Consider the following 15,497-nt stretch of genomic DNA (forward strand, 5'->3'; position numbering starts at 1 on the left):
GCGGTCGCGGCCCCGGACTGGCTGGCCGACACCCTGAACATCGCCGAGCTGGCGCACCGCTACGGCGAGCGTGTCAACGGGTGGACGATGCCGTCCTCGAAGACGGCCCGCGACCGCCTCGCGGTGGTGTTCGGCCAGGACGCGCTCGCGGTGTGCCGGGCGGTCGCCGCCCCCNNCGCNCCCGGCTGGCTGACCGAGATCCCCGCGGTGGCGATCCTGCGGCAGATGCTGGTGCAGACCTACTACCTGTCCACCGACAGCCGGGGACGGGAGGTGATCGTGAAGCGGGACGCCGACCCGCGAACTAAGCAGCAGAGTCGGCGGCCGAGGCAAAGCCACCACCTACCAGCGGACGGACTCATAGCCGCCCGATCCTCACCCGCCGGAAGGGACAACGGTCATGCGCGCCCGCACTGCCACCCGGCTGCCACCCGGCCGTCACCCGGCCGTCACCCGGCCGTGACGAACTCCTGACCGACGAGCGTGGTGCGGTGCATCAGCCGGCGTGAGGTCGGCTCGAAGGGCAGGGCGCGGTGGAGCATGCCGGTGTTGTCCCAGATCACCAGGTCGCCGCGCCGCCACTGGTGCCGGAGGGTGAACCGCGGGCTGGTGGACCATTCGAGCAGACGGTCCAGCAGGGCCCGGCTGCGCTCTTCCGACCAGCCGACGACCGTACCGGCGGTCGCCCCGACCAGCAGGGACTTCCGCCCGTTCGCACGGGTCCAGACAAGCGGGTGCACCCGCGTCGGCACCCCCTCCCAGCTCGCCCGCTGCTTCTCGCCGGCGTCGGGATAGGCGATCCGCTGGGCGGTCGCGAAACTGTGGACGACCCGCAGGTCAGCGATCTCCGCCTTGTCCTCGTCGGAGAGGGCCGCGTAGGCGGCGTAGGTGTTGGCGAACTGCGTGTCGCCGCCGGCGGGGTCGACCTCGCGGGCGGTGAGCAGCGTCGCCTGCTGGGGAAGCTCGTCGGTCGCGCCGTCGATGTGCCAGAGGAAGTTCCCCTGCCGGTAGCCGGCCAGCACGCTCTTCTCCGGGTCGAGCGTGATGTGGGCGATCTCCGGATACTCCCCGGGGTCGTTGACCTTCGGCACCACGACCTCACCCAGCATCCGGCTGAACCGGACCAGGTCGCCGTCCTCGATGTGCACCTCCCGGTAGACCAGGACGCCGTACTCGTCCAGCGCGGCCCTGCACTCGGCGGCGACCGCCTCGTCGACGAGCTCGCTCCCGGTGTAGCCGCTGATCTCGGCGCCGATGTCGGGCGTCAACCTGGTGACCGTGATCGACATGACTTCCTCCGGCAGATGGAATCCGGACGTCCCCCGACAGGTGGAATCCGGCGGTTCGCGTGCTCAGGATGCCCTCCGTTCGTACCACTCGCCGCCCACACAACGCAAGGATCTTCTTGCATCCTAAAAGGATCTTCTGGCGCGCTAGAGTGAGGCATGGCCCGGGACACCCGCGAGCGCCTGATGGAGGCCGGACTCGTCCTGTTCTCCCGCAAGGGCCTCGCCGGCACCACGGTCTCCGACATCGAGGCCCGCGCCGGGCTGCGGGCCGGATCCGGCTCGTTCTACCGCCACTTCGCCTCGAAGGACGCGCTCTTCGAGGTCGTCGTCCGCCGCGAACTCGACCGGTACCGCGCCACGATCCGCGACGCGGAGCCCGACTCACCGCGCGAACCGCGCGAACCGGGCGTCGCGGATGCGAAGGTCGCCCTCGCGCTGGAGTTCCACCAGACCCTGACGACGCTGGACCAGCTCGGCAGACTCGAGACGATCATCAGCCGGGACGCCCGCGCGATGGGCACCCTGTTCGACGAGGTGGAGAGCCTGTACAACGCCGCCCTCGACGCCAGCACCCATCGGTTGGACCAGCTCATGAAGGCCGGGCAGATCCCCCGGCGCGACCCGCAGGCCCTCGCCGAGATGATCAGAAGCACGCTCATCGGCTACCACCTGAACACGCAGTCGTTCCGAAGGTCCCCCCGCCGCGTATCACCGGCGGATCTGATCGCCACCCTGATAGACCTGATCTCCTGACCGAGTGCGGTCGCACCGACCCCGGCCCGGCGAGCCGGCGTTACCGGCGCTACCGGCGGTCCTTGCGGTGGCGCCCGGGCGCCCGGGCGCCCGCTCGCCGGGCTCCGTCTCCGCGACCGGGGTGTCCGCCTTCGTGTCTGGCGTGTCGGGTCGTGTGCTGTCGAGTCGGTACAGTTCGTTCGCCGGCGCGGAGCGTGGAGATACTCCAACGGTCGGCGACCATCTGCTGACAGGGGGAACGCGCGGTGGCGGTGCACGACACTCTCCTCGAGACGCTGCTCAACGACGTGTCCGCCGGCAAGATCCAGTTGCCGGACTTCCAGCGGGCGTGGAAGTGGGACGACGAACGGATCCGTTCGCTGCTCGCGACGGTCACCAGGGAGTTCCCGCTCGGGGTCATCATGTCTTTGGAGACCGGCGGCAAGGCGCAGTTCAAGGCACGCCCGCTGCAGGGCACGAAGGTTCCCGACGGAGCGGCCCCCGCGCATCTGCTGCTCGACGGGCAGCAGCGCCTCACCTCGCTCTACCACGCACTGGTCTCCAGCGAGCCCGTGCAGACCGAGGACGAGCGGCACAACGAGCTGTCGGTCTGGTACTACATCGACATCGTCCGGGCGATCGGCAGCGAGGACGAGCGCGAGGAGGCCATCGTCTCCGTTCCGGCGAACCGGCTGCTGCGCCGGGGCTCCGGGCCGGACGACGTCATCGATCTGACGAGCCGGGAGAAGGAGTGCGCGGCGGGGATGTTCCCGCTCAACCTCAGCCTGGACTCGATGGCGACGAATGACTGGCAGTGGACGTACGCAGTAGACGAGGACCGGAGACGAACCTGGGGGCGCTTCAACGGCGAGGTGCTCAAGAGGATCAACAAGTTCCTCGTGCCGTGGGTCAAGCTCCCCAAGGAGACGAGCAACGAGGCCGTCTGCACGGTGTTCGAGAAGGTCAACACCGGCGGCCTTGTCCTGAACGTCTTCGAACTGCTGACGGCAACCTACGCCGGCAACCGTGAGTACGCATCCCAGCACGGATCGGAGTTCAATCTCCAGGAGGACTGGAAAGGGATCTCGAAGGGACTGAGCGAGAAGTACCCCGTCCTGGAGGATCTGAAGAACATCGACTTCCTCCAGGCGCTCACGCTGGTCATCAGCTACCACAAGCGCCACCACTACCTCGCCGAGCATCCGCGACGGACCACGGACGCACCGTCGATCCGGTGCAAGCGCAGGGACCTGCTGACACTCCCGCTGGCCGACTACCGGAAATGGTCCCCCGCGGTGACGGAGGCGCTTGCCTGGGCCGGCGACTTCCTCCAGGGCCAGTGCGTCTTCCGCAGCGGCGAACTGCCGTACCGCACACAGCTCGTGCCGCTGGCCGCGATCAGGACCATCCTCGGGGAGGCCGCCGACCGGCCCGACGCCTACGAGAAGATCGTCCGCTGGTACTGGTGTGGCGTGTTCGGCGAGCTCTACGGCGGCACCACCGAGAGCCGGTTCCCGAAGGACGTCGAGCAGGTGATCGACTGGGTGAACGGCACCGGCAGGGAGCCGGACACCGTCACCGAGGCGGCGTTCCAGGAGCAGCGGCTGCACACCATGACGACGAAGGTCAGCGCCGCCTACAAGGGCGTCTTCGCGCTGCTGCTGCAGCAGGGCTGTTACGACTGGTATGCGACCGACGCGCCGATCAACGCCGACACGCTGGTGACCGAGACGGTCGACTTCCGGCAGATCTTTCCGAAGGCCTGGTTCGAGCGCGCCGGAACCAAGGACCCCCGCATGACCAGCGTGATCAACAAGTCGCCCCTCTCGCTGCGCGCGGCCAAGACGATCGGCGGTCGCTCTCCGGCGACCTACCTCGAGATGTTCGCCCGCGAGTCAGGCCTGCCGGTCGACTGGATCGACGATCTTGTCGATTCCCAGCGGATCGACCCGAAGACACTGCGGGCCAACGACTTCGAGGCCTTCTACCAGGACAGGATCCAGAGGTTGCTCACTCTGATCGAGAAGGCGATGGGCAGGCCCGCGGGCCGGGAGACGCCCGCGTCCGTCGCTGCGTCCGACTGACCGCCCACCACATGGAGACGCAGAGACCGCAGACACCCCTCATGGACGACATCCTCACGTCACTGGTCGACAGCGAGCTGACGATCCGGCAGCTGCTGGAACGGTTCGGCTACGGCGTCCGCAGCCCCACGGCGATCTCCGCGCTCCGCGTCCGGCTCTCCCAGGCACGGCTGACGACCGAGCCGACCTTCGAGGCCGGCCCACTCGACACCCTGATCAAGGTCCTTCCGGTCTCGCGACCCGCGCAGGAGGACGGCCCGCCCACGCCGAGCTCTCCGGACGCGACGGTCGCCGGGGAGCCCACCTCGTCGCCTCCACCGGGTGACGCCTCGGCCTCGTCCGAGGAGATCCCGTCCCAGCGAGTCGCGGACGACGGTGCGACGGGACCGGCCGGCCAGGAGGGCCCGACCGGGCAGGAGACGCCGACCGGGCAGGAGACGCCGACCGGGCCCGGGCAGGAGGAAGCGGGCGAGTACCCCGACGAGGAGCTCCCCGCGGGAACGCTGCGGGTCGGCGACCTGCTGTCAGCGCACCGGGAGCTCCGCACCGTCGGACCCGGGGACAGCCTTCACAAGGCCATCACCTGCATGCTCCAGTGGGACTACTCCCAGATCCCGGTGCTGGAGGGCAAGTTCCATCTCCACGGTGTCGTGACCTGGCAGTCCGTCGCCATGCTGTACGCGCACAGTCACGAACCCACCCTGGCGAAGGCGACCGACGGCAACGTCCAGGTCGTCCATGACACGGACAGCCTGCTGGCGGCGCTCGCCACGATCACCGCATCCGACTACGTCCTGGTCCGCAACCAGCAGGGGGAGATCTGCGGCATCGTCACGATGGCCGACGTCGCGACCCGCTTCGGCGACCTCGCCCGGCCGTTCTTCGTGATCGGCGAGATCGAGCGGCTCATCCGCAGCTTCCTCACGCCTGTCTTCGACCACGATCCGGCCGTCCTGAAGGCCACCGGGAAGAAAACCGACCGAGTCGCGGAGATGATGTTCGGAAACTACAAGTACCTGCTGGACGTGCCGGCGAACTGGCAGAAGCTCGGCTGGCCGTTCGTCGACCGCGCGGCCTTCATCGAGCTCCTCGACGACGTCCGCAAGATCCGTAACTCTGTCGCGCACTTCCGCACGGCGCCGCTGACCGCCGAGGAGAACCGCCAGATCAACCAGCTCCACGGAATGCTGAAGAAGCTCGCCCTGTAGGTGGGCTTGTGGGGGTGGGCTAAGGTCGCGGGCTGGGGCAACGGGGGTCGTCGTTCGGAGCGTGGCGGCGGGAGCAGCGGGGAGACGGGGTGCAGGACAGGCGTTGGACGACGGTCACGGCGTCGCAGTTCCCGCATGAGCGGGAGGCGCTGGAGCACGTCCAGCGGCTGCTGCCGGACGCGGAGCCGTACCGGGCCTGGTCGAACTTCACCTTCGTCGCGTCGACCGGGCACCTGCGCGAGGTCGACCTGCTCGTCGTCGCCCGCGGCGGGGTGTACCTCATCGAGATCAAGAGCTGGGCGGGCCGGCTGACGGCGTCGGGGTCGAACTGGGTCCAGCACCGGCCGTCCGGCAGCGACCTGATCTTCGACAATCCGCTGATCCTCGCGAACCAGAAGTCCAAGGAGCTCAAGCACCTCCTGGAGACCGCGGCCCGCGCGCAGGGGCTCGGCAAACTGCGGATGCCGTTCTTCCAGCCGGCGGTCTTCCTCTCGAACGGGACGTTGAAGGTCGAGCTGCCGGACTTCCAGCTGCACGGGATCTTCGGCCCGGAGCCCGCCGATGCCACCGGCGGCGCCCCGGTCAGGGCGGGCACCGCGGGTGCGCTGCCGCCGATCTGGTCCAGCCTGCTGGACGCGCCGCTACGCGACGAACGCGCCCGGATCAGCCCGGAGACGTCCAGGCGGCTCGCGACGCTGCTCCCGGCCGCCGGGATCGCGCGCAGCCGGCGCCACCACCGCGTCGGCGCGTGGGAGCTGGAGTTCCCGGCCTTCGAGTCCGGCCCGACGTGGCAGGACTACCACGCCCGGCACACCCAGATGGGCTCCGCGCGCCGCCGCGTGCGGATCTACCTGGTGGAGACGGGCGCGGCCGAGGCCGAGCGCCGCACCCGGGAGGCGGCGGCCAGGCGCGAGTTCCTCGTCCTCAACGGGATCGACCACCAGGGCATCGTGCAGGTCGACGGCCTGGAGCAGCACGAGGCCGGCCCGGCGCTGATCTTCCGGCACCACCCCGACGAGATGCGCCTCGACCACTATCTCGCCCGGTACGGCGACCGGCTCGACGCCGGCACCCGGCTGCGGATGATCCGTGAGCTCGCCGAGACGCTCGACTACGCGCACGGCCGCCACCTCTACCACCGGGCGCTCGCGGCCCGCAGCGTCCTCGTCGTGCCGGCCGCCCGCCGCGGCGACGACGACCAGGCGGAGAGTGAGCGGCGCTGGCTCTCCCCCCGGCTGGTCATCAGCGACTGGCAGGCGGCGGCCCGCGACATCGACGCGTCGACGGGGCAGCTGACCGGCTCGATGACGACGGCCTCGGTCGCGCTCGCCATCGAGCCCGCGCACCGGTTCCTGCCGCAGCTGGAACGGGCCGCGGAGAGCTACCTCGCCCCCGAGGTCGACGCCCCGTACCCGGACCCGGTCGGCATCGACGTGTTCGGCCTGGGCGCGCTCGCCTACCTGATCCTGACCGGTGAGGCCCCCGCGCCGACCCGCAACGCGCTGAAGGCGCGGCTCACCGAGGCCGGCGGGCTGCACCCGTCCGCGGTCGTCGACTCGCTGTCCGAGACGGCGAACGACCTGGTCGCGCTGGCCACCCGGGCGAAGCCGGATGATCGCTTCGCCACCGTCGGCGAGTTCCTCGACTGGCTGGAGCTCGTCGTCGACGACGTCACGGCGCCTGCTGTCGAGGCGACGGAAAGCGCGACCACCGCGACCACGCCGACGGTCGACCCGCCGGAGGAGCCGGCGCCGGAGCTGGACCCGTTGGAGGCCGAGCGCGGCGACCTCGTCGGCGGGGAGTGGCGGATCAGAAGCCGCCTCGGTACCGGCTCGACGAGCCGCGCGTTCCTCGCGCACAACGAGAAGACGAAGCGTGACGAGGTCCTGAAGGTCGCGCTCTCCGACGAGCGGGCAGCGCGGCTCGCGCACGAGGCGGACGTGCTGGGCCGGCTGCGCGACTCGCGGGTGATCCGGCTGGCCCGGCAGGACACCCTCGTCATCGGCGGGCGCACCGTGCTCGTCCTCGACCACGCGGGCGAGCAGACCATGGCCCGCAAGCTGCGCGAGGGCCGGCTGTCGGTCGACGAGCTGGAGATCTTCTCGAACGACCTGTTCGTCGCCGTCGACTACCTCGACGGCGAGGGCGTCGCGCACCGCGACCTCAAGCCCGACAACATCGTGCTGCGCCGCCGGCCCAACCGGACCTGGCAGCTGGTGCTCATCGACTTCTCGCTGGCCAACCACTCCGTGCGCGACACGGCCGCCGGCACGCCCCGCTACCTGGACCCGTTCCTCGGCGCCGGCACCCGCACCACCTACGACGACCAGGCCGAGCGGTACGCCCTGGCGGTCACGCTGCACGAGATGGCCTCCGGCGAGCTGCCGCTGTGGGGCGACGGCTCCACCGAGGCGCGGTTCACCGAGGGCCCACCGACGGTGGCGACCGAGGCGTTCGACCCGGCGATCCGAGCCGGCCTCACCTCCTTCTTCCTGCACGCGCTCGACCGGGACGCGGGCAGGCGGTTCGGCTCGCTGAAGGACATGCGCGACGCCTGGCTCGCCGTCTTCCGCGCCGCCGACTCGACGCCGCCGGTGCCGAGCGTCCACCCGGCCGCCGGCGAGCAGCCGCTGACCCCGGACGAGGCCGCGGCCCAGGCGACCGAGGCCACACCACTCGAGCAGGCGGGCCTGTCGCCGCGCGCCGTCTCGGCGGCGCACCGGCTGGACGCGACGACCGTCGGCGACCTGCTCGACCTCGGCTCGAAGGACATCATCGGCCTGCCCGGCCTGGCCGGTAAGACCCGCCAGGAGCTGCAGGCCCGGATCCGGCAGTGGCGCCGCGCGCTCGCCCCGGCTCCGCAGGGCCCGCCAGCGGACGTGCCGACGGCGGCCCAGCCCACGACGGCGGCGGACTACGCCCGGATGCCGGTCGAGGCGGTGGCCGACCGGCTGCTGCCCCGCTCCACGCGGGCCACCACCGAGGCCAACGCCACCCGCCTGCTGCTCGGCCTGCCAGATGCCGCCGGCACCCTGCCGGACCTGCCGCTCTGGCCGGGGCAGCAGCTGGTCGCCGAGCGGGTCGGGGTGACGCCGGGCCGGATCGCCCAGGTGCTGATCGCGCGGCGCAGGGCCTGGCACGCCGACGCCGCCGTCCGTTCGGTGCACGACGAGCTGGTCGAGATCCTCGCCGACGCCGGCCGGGTGATGGGTTTCGACGAGCTGGTCACCGCGGTGCTCGCCCGCCGGGGCAGCTCCCCGGGGACGATCGCGCCGCGGGCGCGGGCGGCGGCGGTCGTCCGGGCCGCGCTGGAAACCGTCGACCTGGACTCCGAGCCGCGGATCGCCCGGCGGAAGTACAAGGACAGCGACCGGGTTCTGGTCGCCCTGGAGGTGACCGAGGCCGACAGCCCTGACACCCCGTCCGCGCCGGCGCTGCTCGACTACGCGGTGGCGCTCGGCAAGGTCGCCGACCGGCTGGCGAAGGCCGAGCAGCTCCCCAGCCCGGCGACCGTGCTGCGCGAGCTCGCCGCGGACACCCCGGACGGGATGCCGGCGCTCGCCGCGCCGCGCCTCGTCCGGCTGGCCGCGGCCGCCTCCCGCACTGCCGCGACCAACGCCCGCCTGGAGATCTACCCGCGCGACCTCGGCCTCGTCCGGGCACTGCGGCTCTCCCAGGCCGGCGTCCTCCTCCCAGCCCGCCCCGGCGGCATCCCCGCGCAGCCCACCGGCTCCGACGAGCGTGCCGAACGCGCCGAGCGCGATCTCCTGCTCGTCGAGACGGTCCACGAGCGGGTCCTGGCCCGGTTCCCGGGGCTGGCCACCGAGCTGCCGCCGCATCCGCGGCTCCACGGCCCGCTGCGCGACGCCGGGTTCACCCTCGACTGGGACCACGCCCGCGGCGGCTACGCGCAGCCGCACGGCCTGCTCTCCTCGACCGGCCTCGGCTCCCGGCCGACACCGGTCGTCCGCCAGCCCACCGGCCTGGGTGCCCGGGCCGGCCGCTCGGGCTCGGCGCTGGCAGACGACAGCCCCGGACGGATCGCCGCCGCGACCGCCGAGCAGCGCCTGGCCGCGGCCGCCGAGACCGGCGGGTTCCGGGCGCTCACCGTCCGGCGCAGCCACTACCTGACAGCGCGCGCCGAGCTGACGAAGCCGCACCGGTTCGCCGCCGAACCGGTCGACGTCGCCGCCGTGTTCCTCGACGCCCTGCACGCCGAGGTCGACCCTCGGCCCAAGCCGACGTGGGCGACGATCCTGCGCGCCGACACCGCCGAGCCCGGCAGCCGCGCCGCCGCGAACCTCGCCGAGTACGTGCGGCTCGCCTGGGAACGGGCCGCGCCGCTGCTCACCGCACTGGTCGACGCCCCCGCCGGCCGGGTTGGCCCGGGCGGGCAGCCCGCGCCGCTGCTGCTGCACGACGCCGGCGTCTTCGGCCGCTACGACGGCCGGGGGCTCGACGTGCTGTTCACGCTCGCCGAGCGGGCCCGGACGCGGGCCGGCGGCCGGCCGCTGTGGCTGCTCTGCCCGACGACCGAGCCGAGCCTGCCGCCACGGCTCGACGGCGCGCTCGTGCAGCTGGTGACCGGAAGCGACTGGGTGCCGCTGCCGGACTCGTGGGTGGCCAACCTGCACCGCGCCGCGGACAACGAACCCGGCCTCGCCGCGTCGTAGCGCCCGGCCCGACGATCATCCAACGCCCGCCGCCGTAGAGTTGCGGTTGATCGGGTCATGGTCTTTGCGGCGTAGGAGGCCGGTGAGTGGTGGTGCGCTGGTTCAACATCGCTGGACCCTGCGTGCCGGGGCAGCATTACATGATCGCAGCTTCGGCGCGATTGCCTGAGGTGCCGGGCCTGGTGGCGCGCGAGAACTACTTCGTGGTGCATGCACCGAGGCAGACCGGGAAGACGACGACGCTGCGGGCGCTCGCGGCCGAGCTGACGGCCAGCGGGAAGTACGCGGCGGTGAAACTCTCGCTGCAGAGCGGCGCGGCCTTCGGTGACGACATAGGCGGTGCTACCCGCTCCATCCTGGCGAAGGCCAGACAAGAGGCCCAGCTCGGCCTTCCGGCGGACCTGCGCCCACCGGCATGGCCCGAAGGTCCTGATGGTTATCTCTTCGGCGGCTCGCTCGCCGCCTGGGCCGCCTCCTGCCCCAGGCCGCTCGTCCTGTTTCTGGACGAGATCGACTCTCTCACGGGGGCGACACTCGTCTCGGTGCTCAGCCAGATCCGCGAGGGCTTCGAGGACCGCCCCGGCGCCTTCCCGGCCTCGATCGCCGTCTGCGGACTACGCGATGTCCGCGACTACAAAACCACCGCCGGCGGCAGCCCGGAGCGGTCGGGCGGGCCCAGCCCTTTCAACATCGTTGTCGAGTCGCTGCGGCTCGGGGACTTCACGCTCGGCGAGGTGCGGGCGCTCTACAGCCAGCACACCGCGGAGACCGGCCGCGTCTTCACCGACGAGGCCGTCGAGCATGTGTACGCGCTGACCGGCGGTCAGCCCTGGCTGGTCAACGCTCTCGCCGCGGAGATCGTCGATCGGATGAAGGTCCCGGCGACAGAGCCGGTCACCGTCGAGCAGATCGACACCGCCCGGGAGCGGGTCATCCAGGCCCGGCCGAGCCATCTGGACTCGCTGGTGCGCCGGCTACGTGAGCCGGAGGTGCAGAGGGTCCTCCTGCCGCTCCTCGCCGGCTCGGAGCAGCCCGTTGACCTGGAGTACTCCGACGACCGGTCCTTCGTCCTCGATCTCGGGCTGATCACCGAAGGCGACCAGGCGGGTCCGCGGATCGCCAATCCGATCTACGCGGAGGTGATCTCCCGGGCCCTCGCCGAGCAGGTCGTCCCCAGCCCGGCCGTGCTTCCCACGGCGCGGGACTTCGTCCTGCCCGACGGCCGGTTCGACGTCCCGGGCGCGCTGACCGGGCTCGCGGCGTTCTGGCGCACGCACGGAAAGATGCTCGGCGACGGGAGGCCGTACGAGGAGGCGCTCCCCCATGCCTTCCTGTTCGCCTGGCTCGACCGGGCCGTCAACGGTGACGGCGACGTGTTCCGGGAGTACGCCAACGGCCGGGGGCGCGCCGACCTCTACCTACGCTGGCGCTACACCGCCCGCGACGGCGCCCGTGCCGAGCAGCGCGAGGTGTTCGAGGTGAAAGCCCAGCGTCCTGGCAAGGCCGACCCGCTCAAGGGCGCGATCGTCCAGCTCGACGACTACCTGAACCACCTGGGCCTGTCCTCGGGCTATATCGTGATCTTCGACCAGAGACCGCAGCCCATGCCGGCCGCCGACGGGCCCTTGACGACTCAGGTCAGCCCGTCCGGCCACTCGATCAGCATCGCCCGTCTGGTCCTGCCACCTGCCCGCCAGCCGACCCGGGCACCGTCATAGCCGGCGGTGGCCTGCCTCAGGCATGGCGCTCCGGTGACGCACCGTACTGCCCATAGCATCGGATCTGTCCCGGCTCCTCCCGACGGAGCGGAGGCAGATGAACTGACAGCGGGCTGGGTAGCTGGGGGGTAAGGCGTGATCGACCGGGTGGCGTTGCTGAAGGGCGCCAAGCAGCAGGTCAAGGTGCTGGAGAAGGACCTGGAAGCCCAGGTCGATGCGGTGCCCGAGGTCGGGGCGCGGCTGCTGGCCGAGTACGATCGGGCGTTCAAGGTCGGCCGGACGGCGGCGACCTGGAAGGCCTGGCTGGACGAGCGGGTCACGCAGGCCGCGGTCGCGTGGGTGCTCGGGACGGTGTTCGTCCGGTTCTGCGAGGACAACGGTCTGATCGGCGACCCGTACCTCGCCGGGCCGGAAGCGCGGCTCACGCTGGCCGAGGAGCGGCTGAACGAGTTCTACGTCCAGCACCCGGAGCTCACCGCCCGCGATTGGCTGCTGGCAGCCTTCGGCGAGATCTCGAAGGTGCCAGTCGGAGCGGGGCTGTTCGACGAGCGACACAACGCACTGTTCCAGATCCCCCTTACCCACGACACGGCCAGAGACCTGATCACTTTCTGGCGCACACGCCAGTCCGGGGAGCTGGTTCACGACTTCACCGACCCGGATTGGGGCACCCGATTCCTCGGTGACCTGTACCAAGACCTCTCCGAGGACGTCCGCGACAAGTACGCCCTTCTCCAGACTCCAGAGTTCGTCGAGGAGTTCATCCTCGACCTGACACTCACACCGGCGATCGAGGAGTTCGGCTACGACGCCGTGAGGATGATCGACCCCACCTGTGGATCAGGGCACTTCCTACTGGGCGCGTTTCACCGCCTGCGTGCGGAGTGGGAAAAGTTCGCACCCGAGAAGGATGCATTCGAGCAAGTCAGTCGGGCATTGGACGCAGTGCATGGCGTGGACATCAACCCGTATGCAGCCGCAATCGCGAAGTTCCGACTGATCGTCGCTGCGCTACGGGCGGCTGAAATTGCCACACTCGATGCGGCAGCAGGATACAATTTTCCTCTGCATGTAGCGGTTGGTGACTCCCTACTCAAGGGCCGCCAGCTCGACCTTTTCGGCGAGGAACGCGACGAGCTCGCCGAATTTTCCTACAGCACCGAGGATCTCGCCGATCATTTGGACATTCTCAACGACGGCCGCTACCACGCAGTCGTCGGCAACCCGCCGTACATGCCCGTCAAGGACAAGACGCTAAACGGCCTGTATCGCGAGTTGTATAGCGCCGCCTCTGGCAAATACCAGATGACCGTACCTTTTGCCCAGCGATTCTTCGAGCTCGCCCTACAGGCAGATATTGAAGGCCGTAACGCCGGCCGAGTCGGACAAATTCTAGCCAACGCCTTCATGAAACGCAAATTCGGCACGAAGCTTATCGAAGATTTTTTCGCCAGCAAAGTTGAGTTGACTCACGTCATTGATACATCCGGCGCCTATATTCCAGGCCCTGGAGTGACCACAGTAATACTCGCAGGACGGCGAAACCGGTGGAACCGATCCCGATCGGTACGAGCTATCCTCGGCAAGCGCGGCGAACCGACAACTCCAGCCAATCCAGCCGAGGGGCTAGTTTGGCGGGCAATCGTCGAACAGATCGATTCCCCCGGCTCCGAGAGCCTATGGATAAGCGCCACAGACGTCGAACGTCAACAGTGGTCTCACCATCCATGGAGTGTGGGTGGCGGTGGAGCTACCGAACTGCTCGAATTTCTAGATGAGACATCGGAGCGCCTTGGAACTAACGCTAAGCGCATCGGCGTACAGGGCATGACTAACGCCGACGACGTGATGCTAGCGCCAAGTCAAGCTTGGCGTCGTCGCGGAGTTCCCCAGCGAATGACGCGCGAACTCGTTATCGGTGAAGACATTCGCGACTGGAGCATCACTCAAGGCGATAGCGCCTTCTTCCCATATGAGCAGGATTTCACGCTAATCCCCCTTGACGACCCCTACTCAATCCGTTGGCTATGGCCAACCCGCACCACGCTAGGACATCGCGCTACATTCTCAAAAAAGACGTACTTTGAAGAAGGCCGAAGCTGGCACAGCTGGCATCAGCTTACGCGCGATACCGAAGCCCACGAACTAACTATTTCACTCTCTTTTATTTCAACCCACAACAACTTCTTCCTCGATCGCGACGGCAGGGTATTCAAGCAGTCAGCCACGGTGGTCAAGATGCCTGCAGCAACCTCAGAAAACGAGCATCTTGGGTTGCTGGGTGTACTAAATAGCTCAACCGCGTGCTTCTGGTTCAAACAAGTCTGCCATAGTCTCGGAAGTACCGCAGATTCAACGGGTGCGCGCCGAACCGCCGACGCCTGGGAAAATTTCTATGAATATGCAGGCACAAAGGTGCAGAACTTTCCGCTACCTGCAGAGCTTCCTTTGAAGCTTGGAAAAAAATCCGACGAGATTGCACAGAATCTAACGTCGGTGAATCCGACTCAAGTAGTAGCAACAACTTTGCCGACGCGATCACGACTCGCAGCCGCCAAAGACGAATGGACCTCTCTTCGAGCGCGGATTATCGCATTTCAGGAGGAGTTGGATTGGCAGGTTTATAGACAGTATGGGCTGCTGGCCGATGAGTTGACACTGCCGATCACCGACGTCCCCGAAATCGAGCTGGGCGAGCGGGCGTTCGAAATCGTGCTGGCCAGGAAAATCGCGGCCGGCGAGGAGCAATCCGAGTGGTTCAATCGCCACGGATCCACTCCGGTTACCGAGGTACCTATGCATTGGCCAGCCGAGTACCGGGCTCTCGTCGAGAAACGGATCTCGGCTATCGAGACGGACCGCAACATCGGGCTGATCGAACGACCCGAGTACAAGCGCCGCTGGGCGACCGGGGGCTGGGACAAGCTGCAGGACGCGGCGCTGCGGGACTGGTTGCTTGACCGGCTGGAGACTCGTGACCTCTGGTTCGCCGACGTCGACGGCATGGTGCAACCGCGGCTGTGGACCACGGGCCAGCTTGCCGACGAGTTGGCCGCCGACGCGGACTTCGTGTCCGTCGCCGAGTTCTACAGGCCCGGCGAGGAACTGACCAAGGTCGTCGCCGCCTTGGTCGAGGACGAGCACGTCCCGTTCCTCGCCGCCCTGCGTTACACGGACAACGGCCTGGCAAAGTGGGCCGACTGGGAGTCGGTCTGGGACCAGCAGCGTGCCGAGGATGCCGCGCCCACCCCGGCAAAGGCTAGGGAGATCCGCGACGCGATTCCCGTTCCACGGAAGTACACGCCGAAGGACTTTCGGAAGACCTCCTTCTGGCGGGCCCGGGGCAAGCTCGACGTGCCGAAGGAACGGTTCATCTCCTACCAGCCGGCCGGCCGGGACAACGACCCGACGCTGCTGATCGGCTGGGCCGGCTTCGACCACCGGGAACAGGCGCAGGCGCTGGCCACCCTGATCGTCGACCGCCGCGACAACGACGGCTGGGACGGCAACCGCCTCACACCGCTCGTCGCCGGCCTGCGCGAGGTCATGCCCTGGGTCCGCCAGTGGCACAACGAGATCGACCCGCTCTACGACGGCTCCCCCGCCGAGGTCTACGACGCCTTCCTCGCCGACACCATGGGCCAGCTCAACCTCACCGAGGACACCCTGACCAGCTGGCGCCCACCCGCTCCCACCCGCGGCCGCCGACCCACCAAATGATCGACTGAGGCCGCCGCGCCTCATCCGCATCACTGACGCCGGTCCCGGGTGCGAAGCCATCCGCACCTCGGGG

Annotated in this window: 7 protein-coding genes; 6 read left to right on the forward strand and 1 reads right to left on the reverse strand. The window is 69.1% G+C overall.

The features are described from left to right. Nucleotides 1-449: 449 nt before the first annotated feature. Nucleotides 450-1,289 (reverse strand): TauD/TfdA dioxygenase family protein, encoded by an 840-nt coding sequence (locus B207_RS0122195; protein ID WP_018638802.1) that lies wholly within the window; start codon nucleotides 1,287-1,289, stop codon nucleotides 450-452. A gap of 156 nt (nucleotides 1,290-1,445) precedes the next feature. Between B207_RS0122195 and B207_RS0122200 the strand changes: the two genes are divergently transcribed. The 6 genes from B207_RS0122200 (at nucleotide 1,446) to pglX (ending at nucleotide 15,424) form a co-directional block, all read left to right on the forward strand. Then, entirely contained in the window at nucleotides 1,446-2,042 is a 597-nt protein-coding gene (locus B207_RS0122200) for a TetR/AcrR family transcriptional regulator (protein WP_018638803.1), read from the forward strand. A 245-nt stretch (nucleotides 2,043-2,287) separates the two neighbouring features. Next, nucleotides 2,288-4,105 (forward strand): DUF262 domain-containing protein, encoded by a 1,818-nt coding sequence (locus B207_RS0122205; RefSeq protein WP_018638804.1) that lies wholly within the window; start codon nucleotides 2,288-2,290, stop codon nucleotides 4,103-4,105. Between the two features lie 11 nt (nucleotides 4,106-4,116). Next, complete coding sequence (locus B207_RS37135; protein ID WP_154675540.1) at nucleotides 4,117-5,313, forward strand: CBS domain-containing protein; 1,197 nt, start codon at nucleotides 4,117-4,119, stop codon at nucleotides 5,311-5,313. A gap of 89 nt (nucleotides 5,314-5,402) precedes the next feature. Next, nucleotides 5,403-9,986 (forward strand): BREX system serine/threonine kinase PglW, encoded by a 4,584-nt coding sequence (gene pglW / locus B207_RS0122215; RefSeq protein WP_018638806.1) that lies wholly within the window; start codon nucleotides 5,403-5,405, stop codon nucleotides 9,984-9,986. 140 nt (nucleotides 9,987-10,126) lie between these two features. Continuing rightward, entirely contained in the window at nucleotides 10,127-11,704 is a 1,578-nt protein-coding gene (locus B207_RS34955) for a P-loop NTPase family protein (protein WP_084692266.1), read from the forward strand. A 135-nt stretch (nucleotides 11,705-11,839) separates the two neighbouring features. Further along, nucleotides 11,840-15,424, forward strand: a complete 3,585-nt coding sequence (gene pglX / locus B207_RS40015; RefSeq protein ID WP_035741757.1) for a BREX-2 system adenine-specific DNA-methyltransferase PglX — start codon at nucleotides 11,840-11,842, stop codon at nucleotides 15,422-15,424. Nucleotides 15,425-15,497 lie beyond the last annotated feature (73 nt).

Source organism: Parafrankia elaeagni (assembly GCF_000374165.1).
GTDB lineage: Bacteria > Actinomycetota > Actinomycetes > Frankiales > Frankiaceae > Parafrankia > Parafrankia elaeagni.

Coding starts and splice junctions, on each gene's coding strand:
- B207_RS0122200 (WP_018638803.1), top strand. CDS start 1,446: ATGGCCCGGGACACCCGCGAGCGCCTGATGGAGGCCGGACTCGTCCTG.
- B207_RS0122195 (WP_018638802.1), bottom strand. CDS start 1,289: ATGTCGATCACGGTCACCAGGTTGACGCCCGACATCGGCGCCGAGATC.
- B207_RS34955 (WP_084692266.1), top strand. CDS start 10,127: ATGATCGCAGCTTCGGCGCGATTGCCTGAGGTGCCGGGCCTGGTGGCG.
- B207_RS37135 (WP_154675540.1), top strand. CDS start 4,117: ATGGAGACGCAGAGACCGCAGACACCCCTCATGGACGACATCCTCACG.